Genomic DNA, 12,595 nt, shown 5'->3' on the forward strand with positions numbered 1-12,595 from the left:
AGATATCAATCTTTTAGCTTATTCTAGCTTCCCTTCTTCTATGTTTATCTTCTTTTTCTTTCTTTATTTTTTTATTTGTTTTTAATTTCTTTAGCTCAGAGTTTTATTAATTATAGTTTTATTTGTCTTCTAAAATTAATTGATAGTTAAATTATTTTTATAATAAACTAATAAAACGACTGTGAAATAATAATCTAATTTTTTGATTCCTTTACGAGGAAATATGAGAAGATCTTGTTATAATTTTGAAAAGGCATTGGAGCATTTAGAGAAATTAAAAAAGATTTCTTATAGTTCTCCATCATCTTTTATAGAAGACGTTAAGCTTGATGACATGTTTTCTGTTGATCATCATGTTGATGAAATGAAGCAAGCTTTGAAGAATATAGAAGATTATCTCAAGAAAGCAGGTTCTTTACCAAAGAGTGAAGCAAATAAGGCACTGCAAGAGTCGAATTTCCTGATTGCTGGCGTACAAAATGTATTTTCCTTCTTAGAAAATAGAGAGCGAGAGTTATATCAGAGCTTAATTCATGATTATTCTGAGCTGAGTAAGGTTTATAATAAGACTCAAGCAAATCTTAGCCGAAAAATCATTAAGGAAGAAGAGGAAGAAGACGAGGATTCAGTAGAACGAGCATTAGAAGAAATGCATCAAGAAGAGCGTTTCTTAAATAACCTAGTCGAGGTTAAGCGAGATCGTTCTTACGAACTTTTCTATATGTCTGATGAAGAGAATAAGCGTTTCTATACAGATACACTTACTCAGATTATTTGTAAGCAAGGGAAGATCCACGAAACAGCTCATGAAGGTGACCCCTTAACAAAAACACTTTTATGGAATAGTGAAGAACTCCATAACTTAGCTTCTTCGTTAGTATTCACCAACGATATGCCTATACGATTATTTTATCAAAAAGCTTTGAGTGATTTAGAAACAGAATCTACGGAAAAAATCCACAATGCTGTCATGGGGTTATTTTTCTCTAGATATGATGCTACAGTAGTCTCTAATAATCCTAAGAAGGATAATCTCCATTATTTTAATGATTTTATTTATTTTCTTAGAGACGCATGGAAATCCCTGAGTAATATTACCCATGATCAAATGCATTATCAACGTTCACATACACTCATGTCTGCTTTAAGTAGTGGAATTTTTGAAGGTAAACTCACATTTACAGAAGCAGCCCGATATTTGTATTTCCATATACATACGAAGTTGCAATCTGAAGGAGGTAAGAAATTTCTATCTTCGGGACAATATGTCTCTGAAGTATATGAAGAGTTATACCGGTTAATTTCTAAATATCCAAACGGGCCTCTATTTAAAGCTATAGATAGAATGCTAGACCCTCATTCTTCGGTATTCGATCCTATTGTTTTGGGTATGTTTCCTGGAATGGAAGGAATCCTACAATTAGGAGATAAATCTATAACTATTATACGATCTCCGAGTCCTGTAACACAGAGTTCTATACTTTACGCCAATTGTAATGAGGAATTCATAGGGTTTCTTAATGCCAAGGCGGATCTAGGAGATACGACTTTAATTGTAAATATACAGAATCGTTTATCTAGAAAAGATCGTGCGAGAAGTCGTGTTGTAGAAGAGAGCTTAGATAACATTGATAAGGCACATATATTTTCATTTCCAGAGCCCGAAGATTTACTAAAAAGTATAGAGGGAGTTCATGGTGAGCAGGAAACCTTTTGTGGATTCTTTTCGATTTTAAAAGAAGAATTTGATAAATCAGGATCTCTATCCCTATTTTCGATCCCTAATGTATCTAAAAAGCCGATTCATGAATTTTTAGATAATAGTCTTTTAGTTTTGAAAGATACTTTCTTCTCTAAGAAAAAGATATTATTCAAAAATGATAAATTATTGCTTTTACATATTATCTCCTATCTAATCGTCTTCAAACTTATAGAAATTCTAGACCCGAATAATCTCGTGGTTATGTCTAAGGATGGATTAGATTATGCATCGATATTCATATCAGGCTTTACTTTCTTTGCTGGAGAAGAGTCTTGGGATGAACATAGATTAAAATTACTGATGGTGAAAATTCTTGCTCCGACACTAGTTGCCAGAGATCGTTTAATCTTTGTGCATCATATAGAACTCATGAGTAAGTTTCTTAATTGCCTGAGAAAAAATAGACAAAATCTGTCCAACCTCAAGCCTTTCTTTAGCTATGATTTAGAGAAATGGGTTTTCTCAGGCTATCTAGATGAAATTACTGAAGCTTAGCATAAGCATAGTTTGTAAATATTGCTAAGGCAATTAAAGGAGATAACATAACAGGTAATATCGGCAAGACACTGCTATTAGATAGTACCATTCCCGCTTTTAAGAAGACAAAAAAGGTATTTATTGTGCCTAAAGGAACAAGATAGGCAAGAGTCACTGTAGATACGCGACTGAATCTCAGACAAAGATAAGCAGAGATAATCATTGCTGATATGCAAGCTAAAGGTGAAATTAGCATATAATAGAATGTAGATAATAAAGATAAAATACGCTGAGGGATAGTTGTCGATAATCCCAAACCTGTAGCGTTCCAAGGAATAGCCCGGAAAGACTCCGAAAGACGATTTTTCCCTCCGGCTGTAAAAATCTTAGAAAAGGGATTATCATAAAATCCGAATTCAATCTCAGGAAATTCTTTCATATCTGAGAATTCACTGAGCTCCATATTTCCAGATTCTGTCTCTGAAAAACATATGACGTCAAGACCAATAGGAAGCGATGGCGTTGTAAACGCGAGCTTTTCCATCGTATAGATAGTTTTAGGATTTTTAATCCAAAACACCTTGTTAAGAGTTAAGGCTTTTTGCTCAATAGAAGAATATAATAATACTGTTTGATCTTTGAGGTAGAGAGCAGGAACTTTGTCTTGTGCCTTATCTAAGGTTCCACGATCTATATGTTCTTTAGTTGTAGATATTTTCTCACATATAGGATGTAGCCATTGGAAATTCGCGTATAGAAGTAGGGTAATAATAAAACTTGAGCGAATTAAAGGAGCTGTTAGAGATTTCAATGAGAGTCCTGATGCCTGAAGAAGAAGAACCTCACGTTTGTTTTGCATCGAAAATAATGTAATTGTTGTAGCTACAGCAACCAATTGAGGAATGAGAAATTCTGCTTTAAGAGCTATCTGGGATAGATAATATAGGATGGAAAGCTTCAAAGATGCCCCTGAGGCTAAGGAGGTTGCATTTCCTTTAATAGCGTGAAGAGAGTGGTGAATTGAAGCATAAAAAACAAAAGCAAGTACTATTAAAGATACTAAAGATAGCCAAAATTTGGTTAATACGTAACGTTTCCAAATATACATAAATTTATGCATAGCCTCTGCTTTCTCGATATGCTCGGATAGCAAATACTATCCAAGAGATCACTTGTGGGATAATAAACAACATAAGCGCAGGAAATAGTGTAGTAGTATTTTTACCAACTATTAATAAAATCAAATCTATTACGGGAAAAATACAATAGAGGGTTATGGATTTACGAAATCTTGGCTTATAGGTCCCTAAAACCATACCTGAATATGTAAGAGTAATACAGAGCAAACCTATGCCGATTCTTCTCAAGGTTTCGGGTAGGTGGGCATGACTAAATGACTGTTTAACAAGCTGCTTCCACGGTAGATAATCTGTTCGTGTTTTCATATAAGATTTTCCTGCAAATAACGTTGAGGTGATCTTAGGAATCAGCATCTCATCCAAAGTTTCTATATAGTATTCTTTGGAATTTGGGGAGTGTTGATCTGTCAATGTGGAAGGAAGTTTTGAAATCATCACCACGTCTCTTGCCTGTACGGTATCATTTGCAACGTCAGGGATAATAGTTTTAATAATCCCAACATTGGCAATTTCCTTATCTCTTTTTAAAGCGATAATTACATTATCAAATTTACTTTTTGCACAATGGTCAACAGTAATAAAAATACGGTTATTTTCTTTCTTCTGTAGTGTCTGAAGTAAGAGTGTTGGTGAGGTCATAGCCATATTAGCGATTTCCTTGCAGGTTTGGAATCGACAAATAGAAGCAAGTTCAGAACATGTATAAAAATTTATGCAACAAATAGCGCAGGAAACCATAAGGACAGGAAAAGTAATAATCCCTTGGGAAGCTCCAGATGCCTTAAGGAAAGTGATTTGGTTATTGTCAGAAAGACCTCGGAAAAGTGCGAAGGCAGAAATAAAACAAGAAATAGGAAGAATGAAAGGTAATAAGTAAGGAATCTGATAAGCTGTTAATCGCAAAACTGTTGGGTAAGGAACGTCTTTTGCTATATAACTAACGATTTCTTGAAGAGAACTTATAATAGAAATACAGATAAGGCTAAGCGTACAAAAAGTAACTGTTTTTAAATAACGGAAAATTAAGACTTTCCATAAAATAGGCATAGCATACCTGATATCAGGAGTTCTTCAAAGTTAAGGATAAAGGAAAATATCTCTTCAAGTCGATAAGCCTTAACATATTTATAATGAATTTATATGGACGTGTATTTAGATCATGTTATCTTGTCTACTCAGAAATGATAAGCGATTAGAAGTTTTTTTTTCTGCTTTAGATATGAAAAAAAGCTACTTACTTGCTTTATCAGGAGGAAGTGATTCATTATTCCTTTTATATCTCCTCAAATCTCGAGGAGTATCTTTTACTGCCGTTCATGTAGATCATGGGTGGAGAGAGTCTTCTTATCGTGAGGCTGAAGAACTTAAAGTCAGATGTCAGGAAGAGGGGGTTCCTATCATTGTAGATCACATTCCTCCAGAATATAGAACTTCAAAAGATCCTGAGAATGCTGCACGTCGTTATCGTTATGCACTGTTTCATAGAGTATGTAGGGAACAAAATCTTTCGGGAATATTTCTAGCCCATCATGCTAATGATCAAGCAGAAACTGTATTAAAGCGTTTATTGGAAGGAGCATTCTTAAGTAATTTAAAAGGGATGACTCAAGAGATGAATTATGAAGGTATTCCTCTTTTTCGACCTTTGTTGCATATTCCCAAGCAAGTTTTAGTGAATGCTTTAGATGCAGAAAATATTCTCTATGTTCAAGATGTAACAAATACTGATGAGCGTTATTTGCGTGCTAGAATGCGTAAGAAAATATTTCCTTGGTTAGAAGAGATTTTTGGTAAGAACATAACACAACCTTTACTGACACTAGCTCAAGATTCTGAGGAACTTTCTTGTTATATGAAACAACAAGCGCAACCCTTTCTTGAAAATATATGGAATGAAAATGCAACTTGGAAAATTGAGATTCCTAAGATATTGATAGAACAAGTTTTTTTAGCTAAATGGGTCTGTAAGGAATTCTTTCTTAGGGCTGGAATAGTCGTTTCAAGGCATTTCTTACAAATGGTTTACGATCACTTATACCGTAATTCATCAGCACAAATGCGACTTCGAGATAAAAGAGTGATCGTAAAAGCTGGAGTAGTAATGATAGAATAGAAAGTATATAATGATGATTCTTATTGTGTATTCGAAGATGATGAGTAGTAGGTCATTGTATATACAGTGTTTCATATTTTTTTTATTTTATAACCAGGTTTTATAAACAAAATAATAAAAAATATGCTATATTAAATAATTACCTGTCTGATTGATTAGCTTAGTTGTGTAGTTTATGTCTAAAGATAAAAAAATGAAGCCCGAATCGAAAAAGAATTTCCCTACAGTATTTTTTTTCCTTTTATTTGGTGTGATTTTCGGTGTGATTGCCGTTCAAAATTTTCTAGTCGCCAAAAAAGCCCGGGTCAGTTTTAGCCATCAGCTAGAGCATTTAGTAAACTTAAAATTGATTTATCCCGAAGATAGCCGAAAGATTGCTTTGAATGATAATTTAGTTTCATTTAGTGGACGTTTTCGTGAGTCTCCGACAGCTGAAAGTCAGCTGCGCTATCATTATTTAGAGTTGATAGATCAAAGACATCAATTAGAATTTGATCTCCAGGAAATAAATAAGAGTTTAGACAATCTTTCAAAAGAGGTTGAGAGCTCTGTTTTATGGTTCTCTGCAATTTCTGGATCATCTATTCCTGACACAGGTTATTTGATTTCTCCTAGTGTAGAATTAGGGAAATCTTCTTTAGGAGCTCTTGTAGTCCAAGGTTCGAATAATTTCCAAATTATCAATCTACGTTCTTTAGAGCAACGTTATCAAACTCTTCCTGGATCGAGTGAAAGTTTACGTACATTTGGTTCAGATTTATATGAACTTATTGGAAAATATCTTTCTCCAGCTTTGGGTATAGGTTCTGAGAGTCTAAAACGTGAATTAAAAGATCTTTATCAACAGGTGGAGCTTTCTTTAACTCAGTCAATGGATGTTGAGCAGCTTGGTATTCTTTACCAAAAAGTTTTAGGTTCTCTACAAAGAATTTCATCATCATTAGCTTTATCTGATAACGGAGAGCGTTTTGGTCAGTTGCGTTCGGTACGTCTATATCGTGAAGAGCGTAGTAAATATGAGAAACTTGTCGAAGATAGCCAGATCAATCAAGCACAGTTGGATAAGCTCCGAGGTGAACTTAGCCAGGTAGTTTGGTATTTCAATAATCAGGAATTATCTTCTCGAGCTTTAGAGAAACAGGATCCTGAGGTATTTGCTCATTGGTTTTCTGGTGCGAAACAAGAGTGGGAAGGTTTTTCCCATAACCGTACCCTGACTTTCAAAGCTCCTGATCAGCCACGTAATTTGGTATTAGAGAAAACATTTAAGAGTGAGGAGCCTGCTCCGCATTATATAGGGTATTTGTTTACGTTCTTGCCTATTATCCTTGTACTTGTTTTTGTTTATTTTGTCTTTTCCAGACAAGTACGTGGTATGAATGGCTCTGCGATGTCGTTTGGCAAATCTCCAGCGCGTTTGTTAATGAAGGGGCAGAATAAGGTTACTTTTGCTGATGTTGCAGGTATTGAGGAAGCTAAAGAAGAATTAATAGAGATTGTAGATTTTCTAAAAAATCCTACAAAGTTCACGAGTTTAGGGGGAAGAATTCCTAAAGGTGTATTATTAATAGGTCCTCCAGGAACAGGAAAAACTTTAATAGCCAAAGCAGTTTCTGGAGAAGCTGATCGACCATTCTTCTCGATAGCAGGTTCAGATTTCGTAGAAATGTTTGTTGGGGTTGGTGCTAGCCGTATCCGTGATATGTTTGAACAAGCTAAGAGGAACGCTCCTTGTATCATTTTCATTGATGAGATTGATGCTGTAGGTCGTCATCGAGGTGCGGGTATTGGTGGTGGTCATGATGAACGTGAACAAACATTAAACCAGTTACTTGTTGAGATGGATGGTTTTGGTACGAATGAGGGTGTTATCCTTATGGCTGCGACTAACCGTCCTGATGTATTAGATAAGGCGTTATTACGTCCTGGCCGTTTTGACCGTCGTGTGGTTATGAATTTACCTGACATTAAAGGTAGATTTGAAATCCTAGCTGTACATGCTAAGAGAATTAAATTAGATCCTACTGTAGATCTTATGGCGGTAGCGCGAAGCACTCCAGGAGCTTCTGGAGCTGATTTAGAAAACTTATTAAATGAAGCCGCTCTTCTCGCTGCCCGTAAGGATCGTACTGCAGTGACTGCTGTAGATGTTGCTGAGGCTCGTGATAAGGTTCTTTATGGTAAAGAACGTCGTAGTTTAGAAATGGATGCTGAAGAGAGAAAAACCACAGCATATCATGAATCAGGACATGCTGTTGTCGGTCTTTGCGTTCAGTATGCCGATCCTGTAGATAAAGTAACAATTATTCCTAGAGGCTTATCTTTAGGAGCCACGCATTTTCTTCCTGAGAAGAATAAGCTTAGCTATTGGAAAAAAGAACTTTTCGATCAATTAGCTGTTCTTATGGGAGGTCGTGCTGCAGAAGATATCTTCTTAGGAGATATTTCTAGTGGTGCTCAGCAAGACATTTCTCAGGCTACAAAATTAGTCCGTAGTATGGTCTGCGAATGGGGAATGAGTGAACAATTAGGTACTGTAACTTATGACGAGCGTTCAGATGTCTCTACAGGTTACGGATCATATCATGAGAAAAGTTACTCAGAAGAAACAGCAAAAGCTATTGATAGTGAATTGAGAGCACTATTAGATGCTGCTTATCAGCGTGCTTTAACAATTATCAGAGAGCATCGAGACGAAGTAGAGCTTATGACTCAGATGTTAATTGAGTTTGAAACTTTAGATGCTAAAGATGTCAAAGAGATCATGGATCATACATGGGATCCCGAAAAGAAAAGAGCGCGTCTGAAAGAAGAGGGGATGTTATTCAAAAAGGTATCTGATGATTTGCCTCCTCCTCCACCTCAAGAAGATGCTATGAAAGATGGCACATTAAAATTAAACAACACCACTACTTAAGCTAGTTTTTGAATTTAGCAATAACATTAAAAAGCCACATAATTTATGTGGCTTTTTTATTTTCTTAAGTGACCTGTAGAGAAGTTATAAGACGACAGTAAAGACTATTCACTAAGAGTAGCTTTATGACTGAGTTTGTATTGGCCTTTTTCGTTAATGCTTAACAGCTTAACAGCTAGAATGTCTCCTTGCTTAACGAAATCGCCAACGTTTTCTATACGTTGCTTAGAGAACTCAGAAATATGGCAAAGACCTTCCTTACCTGGAAGAATTTCTACGAAAGCTCCAAAAGGAACAATGGATGTCACACGACCTTCATAGATCTTACCAACTTCCACTTCGCCAACTAAACCTTCAATAATAGACTTAGCTTTTTCTATCGCTTGTGGAGAAGATGCTGAGATACTGACAAGACCTGAGTCATTAATATCAATTTGAACTCCAGCTTCTTCAATAATTTGACGAATCTGTTTGCCTCCAGGCCCAATAACAGTAGCGATCTTGTTTGGCTTAATCTGCATCGTTTCAATACGAGGAGCATATTGTGATAAATCTGTTTTGGGAGCTGCAAGGGCTTCTTTCATGGTGTCAAGGATATGTTGACGACCAGCTTTAGCTTGAGCTAAGGCTGATTGCATAATTGCAGGAGTAATACCCTCTACCTTGATATCCATTTGGAATGCTGTGATTCCTTCAGTGTTCCCAGCAACCTTAAAGTCCATATCTCCTAAATGATCCTCTAATCCAGAAATATCCGAAAGAATAGTTACATGATCATTATCTAAGATTAATCCCATAGCAATACCGGCTATAGGAGTTTTAATAGGGACTCCAGCGTCCATTAAAGCTAAACACCCCCCGCAAACAGAAGCCATAGATGAAGAACCATTAGATTCAGTGATATTGGATTCTATACGGATAGTGTAAGGAAACTTTGCGGGATCAGGTAAAGTGTGGCTTAAAGCTTTTTCAGCAAGCTTACCGTGACCAATTTCTCTTCTTCCTGGAGAGCCTATTCTTCCTACTTCTCCAACAGAGAAAGGAGGGAAGAAATATTGTAAATAAAATTTAGCTAATCCTTCTCCATTCAAGTCTTCATAGCGTTGTGCCATGGCTTCGCTACCTAAAGTACAAACGGCCATGGTTTGTGTTTCTCCACGAGTGAATAAACAACTTCCATGAGTTCTTGGTAGGAAGGATGTATCAATAGAAATAGGGCGGATTGTTGTTACTGAACGTCCATCAGAACGAACACTTTGTTCGCGTATTAAAGTACGCATGTAATCCGATTTAGCTTGTTTAAAAGCTGTCTTAATATTCAATGCTGTGAAGATTTCATTTTCTTCTAGGAACTTCTCTACAATTTCATTTTCTAATTGTTTTGAAGCTGCTTCAAAAGCTTTTTTCTCTTTAATTTTCAAAAGATCAGAGAATTTACCTTCAACAAATGCATTTACAGAAGATTGTACTTGCTCAGGAAGAGGAACAATAACATCAGTGTTCTTTGTCTTACCTATCTTCTTTTGCCAATCTTTTATTGCTCCACATATTGTCACAATATGCTTATGACCAAACTCGATGGCTTCAATTACCTGTTCTTCCGTAAAGAAGTCACAATGACCCTCAATCATTAAGATGGCATTTTCAGTTCCTGCTAAAACGAGCTCCATTCTGGAAACATCCATTTCAGCTTTCGTTGGGTTAACCACCCACTTACCATTAACGGAACCAACACGAACACCAGCTACAATACTAATTTGAGGAATATCGGAAATAGCTAATGCCGCAGAAACACCACAAATTGCTATGGGGTCGGGGAGAGTCACTCCGTCGTATGACCACACATAAGATAAAATTTGAACATCCTGCATTAACCGGTTAGGTAAAGAAGGACGCATAGATCGATCTATAAGACGAGAAGTTAAAATTTCTCTTTCTGTTGGGCGACCTTCTCTTTTAATGAATCCGCCTAAAGTTTTCCCTATAGAGGAAAACTTTTCTTGATAATCGACTCTTAAAGGAAGAAAGTCTACGGGTTCTTCGAGATTGGCCGCACAAACAGATGAAAAGACCCAAGTTTCTTGCATACGAGCAAGAACAGCTCCGTTAGCTTGACGAGCAATTTTCCCCGTTTCAAATACTAATGTTTTGCCTTCTTCAAGGGTAACGGAAATAGTTTCAAATGTCATGAAGGTCTCCTAATTAGATCTTTTGTTCGGGGAAAATTAATGAAAGATTACTTTCTTAGATTTAATCTTGTAATTAAATTTTTATATCTTTCAGTGTCTGTAGAGTTAAGATACTCTAAGAGCTTTCTTCTTTGTCCTACAAGTTTGAGTAGGGCTAGTCGAGAATTTTGGTCTTTAGGAGATCTTTTGAGGTGTTCTTTCAGTTCCGTAATGTGTTCGGTTAATATAGCGATCTGCACATCTGCTGAACCGGTATCTTTCTCGTGAAGTTGAAACTTTTTTGTAATTTCTTCTTTAGTTCCCTTATCCAAAGACATTGGATGTCTCCTTAAAATAAAATAATTGCCGCAAAAGTCAATTATACTTGAGAAGATTGTTAATGTACACCTTTTGGTATGGTGAGATGGGTTTTTTTGATTTGCAAATAAAAATTCTATGTCTTTGATATGATTCAAAAATGGTCGTTAAACTAATACGGAGACTTTTTACTATTTATTAATAGGAGGATTTTTTTTTATAATCCAATTCAAAAAGTAGTTATGAGTTATTTAATATAAGGCCAATGGATATAGAAAAAGATATATTTTTTATGAATCAAGCTCTCAAAGAAGCTCGCCAAGCTTATGATCAGGATGAGGTTCCTGTAGGTTGTGTTATAGTCAAAGATAATAAAATAATTGCTCGTGGTCATAACACTACAGAAAAATTACAGGATCCCACAGCTCATGCTGAAATTTTATGTATAGGCGCTGCAGCACAATATTTAGAAAATTGGCGTTTGGTAGATACTGTGCTCTACTGTACCCTTGAGCCTTGTTTGATGTGTGCTGGAGCTATTCAATTAGCTCGTATTCGTAGGATTGTCTGGGCAGCTCCAGATTTACGTTTAGGCGCAGGAGGAAGTTGGATAAATGTTTTTACAGAAAAACACCCCTTTCATCAGGTGGAATGTTTTTCTGGAATCTGTTGTGAAGAGTCTGAGCAATTGATGAAACAATTTTTTATAAAGAAGCGAAGGGAGAAAAATGAAAAATAAAATTCACGAGTTATTAAACCAGCTTTATGAGAATCAAAAATCTCGTTTACAAAGTGTGGGTGAACAAATCATTCCGAATTTGACTTCCGATGATGTATTACAGCCTATGGATTTTTCTATATTAGAAGAAAATCCTTTCTTTCGTTTTGAAGAGGGTGTTCTTTCTGGATTAGGGGAGGCAAGAGCGGCAATTTTAGCATTGTTTGCCGATGAAGTTTAAAACATCCGGGATATTCTATAAGGGTTAGGAATTTTTTCTTTATAGCAAAAGAGAACTCCTAACATTATAGATAAGATCGAACCAAAGAATATAGCAAAGGCTCCTGAGAATAATAGGATAAAGAAGTAAAATGTGGCTAGGACAACAAATCCCCATTTACGTGATAGAGTAATGGGAAAAGGGTTGAGTCCTAAACGTTTTTCAGGATCGAGGAAAACCCAAATTAGCACTAATGTGCTAATCAAACATTCTGGGCCGAATAGGGCCTGTGAACTGTGAAATAATTTCAGGCATCCCCAAATTACAATTCCTGTAATCAGGGTTTGGCTAACGATAAGAACTAGGAAAGTCATGGATCCTAGTTTCCGAATGATGTGGTTGGTTGCTTTGTAAAAGAAGGTAAACCCAAGCACGTTTCTAATAAGTAAGCGTTGAGTAATGTCCATACATCCTTCTTTATGGATGCATAGAGAATCTGCAGTAATGAGAGGATAAGTAATAAACTGCCAAAACTTGTGTTTATGAATTCCTGCTGTAGATAGTGCTAGAGTTTCAATAATACCCGGAACACCGAAGAGTTTCTTCATCAAATAGGAAAGTAGAGGAGAGATACATGAGGTTATTAAGATAAACGAAGGAAGCTGTCTAAGTACCTGAGTGAGAAACGGGTTTTTATTATGTTTATCTGGGAAGATAACCCTCATGGAGGTTTTACCTGATTCTTGTCTTTTCAGTAATGCCT

General features: G+C 36.1%; 10 protein-coding genes. 5 read left to right on the forward strand and 5 right to left on the reverse strand.

What is annotated here, in order from left to right; translation table 11 throughout:
* The first annotated feature begins 223 nt into the window (after positions 1–223).
* Positions 224–2,257, forward strand: a complete 2,034-nt coding sequence (locus O1W69_RS02805; RefSeq protein WP_375793062.1) for a calcium-binding protein — start codon at positions 224–226, stop codon at positions 2,255–2,257.
* Here the strand turns inward: O1W69_RS02805 and O1W69_RS02810 are convergent.
* Both O1W69_RS02810 and O1W69_RS02815 read right to left on the reverse strand, forming a co-directional pair.
* Positions 2,244–3,347, reverse strand: coding sequence for an LptF/LptG family permease (locus O1W69_RS02810; RefSeq protein WP_375793992.1), 1,104 nt, complete (start codon positions 3,345–3,347; stop codon positions 2,244–2,246). The two genes, O1W69_RS02805 and O1W69_RS02810, sit on opposite strands and share 14 nt — an antisense overlap.
* 4 nt (positions 3,348–3,351) lie before the next feature.
* Positions 3,352–4,425 carry an LptF/LptG family permease gene (locus tag O1W69_RS02815; RefSeq protein WP_375793063.1) on the reverse strand — a complete coding sequence of 358 codons (1,074 nt, stop codon included), beginning with the start codon at positions 4,423–4,425 and terminating at the stop codon, positions 3,352–3,354.
* A 112-nt stretch (positions 4,426–4,537) separates the two neighbouring features.
* Between O1W69_RS02815 and tilS the strand changes: the two genes are divergently transcribed.
* The gene (gene tilS, locus O1W69_RS02820; protein WP_375793064.1) at positions 4,538–5,491 is read left to right on the forward strand and encodes a tRNA lysidine(34) synthetase TilS; all 954 of its coding nucleotides are present in this window, start codon (positions 4,538–4,540) and stop codon (positions 5,489–5,491) included.
* A 175-nt stretch (positions 5,492–5,666) separates the two neighbouring features.
* The gene (gene ftsH / locus O1W69_RS02825) at positions 5,667–8,408 is read left to right on the forward strand and encodes an ATP-dependent zinc metalloprotease FtsH (RefSeq protein WP_375793065.1); all 2,742 of its coding nucleotides are present in this window, start codon (positions 5,667–5,669) and stop codon (positions 8,406–8,408) included.
* A 104-nt stretch (positions 8,409–8,512) separates the two neighbouring features.
* On the opposite strand, the gene pnp is transcribed toward ftsH, so the two are convergent.
* Together pnp and rpsO are read right to left on the reverse strand one after the other, a co-directional pair.
* Entirely contained in the window at positions 8,513–10,597 is a 2,085-nt protein-coding gene (gene pnp, locus O1W69_RS02830; RefSeq protein ID WP_375793066.1) for a polyribonucleotide nucleotidyltransferase, read from the reverse strand.
* Positions 10,598–10,644: 47 nt separating this feature from the next.
* Entirely contained in the window at positions 10,645–10,914 is a 270-nt protein-coding gene (gene rpsO / locus O1W69_RS02835; RefSeq protein WP_011006716.1) for a 30S ribosomal protein S15, read from the reverse strand.
* A gap of 245 nt (positions 10,915–11,159) precedes the next feature.
* Here rpsO and tadA point away from each other — a divergent pair, with 245 nt between their 5' ends.
* Positions 11,160–11,633 (forward strand): tRNA adenosine(34) deaminase TadA, encoded by a 474-nt coding sequence (gene tadA / locus O1W69_RS02840; protein ID WP_375793067.1) that lies wholly within the window; start codon positions 11,160–11,162, stop codon positions 11,631–11,633.
* On the forward strand, positions 11,623–11,853 hold the full coding sequence (locus O1W69_RS02845; RefSeq protein ID WP_375793068.1) for a hypothetical protein: 231 nt from the start codon (positions 11,623–11,625) through the stop codon (positions 11,851–11,853). The genes tadA and O1W69_RS02845 overlap by 11 nt, the downstream gene beginning before the upstream one ends.
* Here the strand turns inward: O1W69_RS02845 and O1W69_RS02850 are convergent.
* Complete coding sequence (locus O1W69_RS02850; protein ID WP_375793069.1) at positions 11,850–12,557, reverse strand: hypothetical protein; 708 nt, start codon at positions 12,555–12,557, stop codon at positions 11,850–11,852. The two genes, O1W69_RS02845 and O1W69_RS02850, sit on opposite strands and share 4 nt — an antisense overlap.
* Positions 12,558–12,595 lie beyond the last annotated feature (38 nt).

It is taken from the genome of Chlamydia sp. 12-01 (genome assembly GCF_042234205.1).
GTDB lineage: Bacteria > Chlamydiota > Chlamydiia > Chlamydiales > Chlamydiaceae > Chlamydia.

Bases quoted from the DNA above. Each gene is read 5' to 3' on its own strand.
- O1W69_RS02805 (WP_375793062.1), top strand. From the start codon at position 224: ATGAGAAGATCTTGTTATAATTTTGAAAAGGCATTGGAGCATTTAGAG.
- O1W69_RS02810 (WP_375793992.1), bottom strand. From the start codon at position 3,347: ATGTATATTTGGAAACGTTACGTATTAACCAAATTTTGGCTATCTTTA.
- O1W69_RS02815 (WP_375793063.1), bottom strand. From the start codon at position 4,425: ATGCCTATTTTATGGAAAGTCTTAATTTTCCGTTATTTAAAAACAGTT.
- tilS (WP_375793064.1), top strand. From the start codon at position 4,538: ATGTTATCTTGTCTACTCAGAAATGATAAGCGATTAGAAGTTTTTTTT.
- ftsH (WP_375793065.1), top strand. From the start codon at position 5,667: ATGTCTAAAGATAAAAAAATGAAGCCCGAATCGAAAAAGAATTTCCCT.
- pnp (WP_375793066.1), bottom strand. From the start codon at position 10,597: ATGACATTTGAAACTATTTCCGTTACCCTTGAAGAAGGCAAAACATTA.
- rpsO (WP_011006716.1), bottom strand. From the start codon at position 10,914: ATGTCTTTGGATAAGGGAACTAAAGAAGAAATTACAAAAAAGTTTCAA.
- tadA (WP_375793067.1), top strand. From the start codon at position 11,160: ATGGATATAGAAAAAGATATATTTTTTATGAATCAAGCTCTCAAAGAA.
- O1W69_RS02845 (WP_375793068.1), top strand. From the start codon at position 11,623: ATGAAAAATAAAATTCACGAGTTATTAAACCAGCTTTATGAGAATCAA.
- O1W69_RS02850 (WP_375793069.1), bottom strand. From the start codon at position 12,557: ATGAGGGTTATCTTCCCAGATAAACATAATAAAAACCCGTTTCTCACT.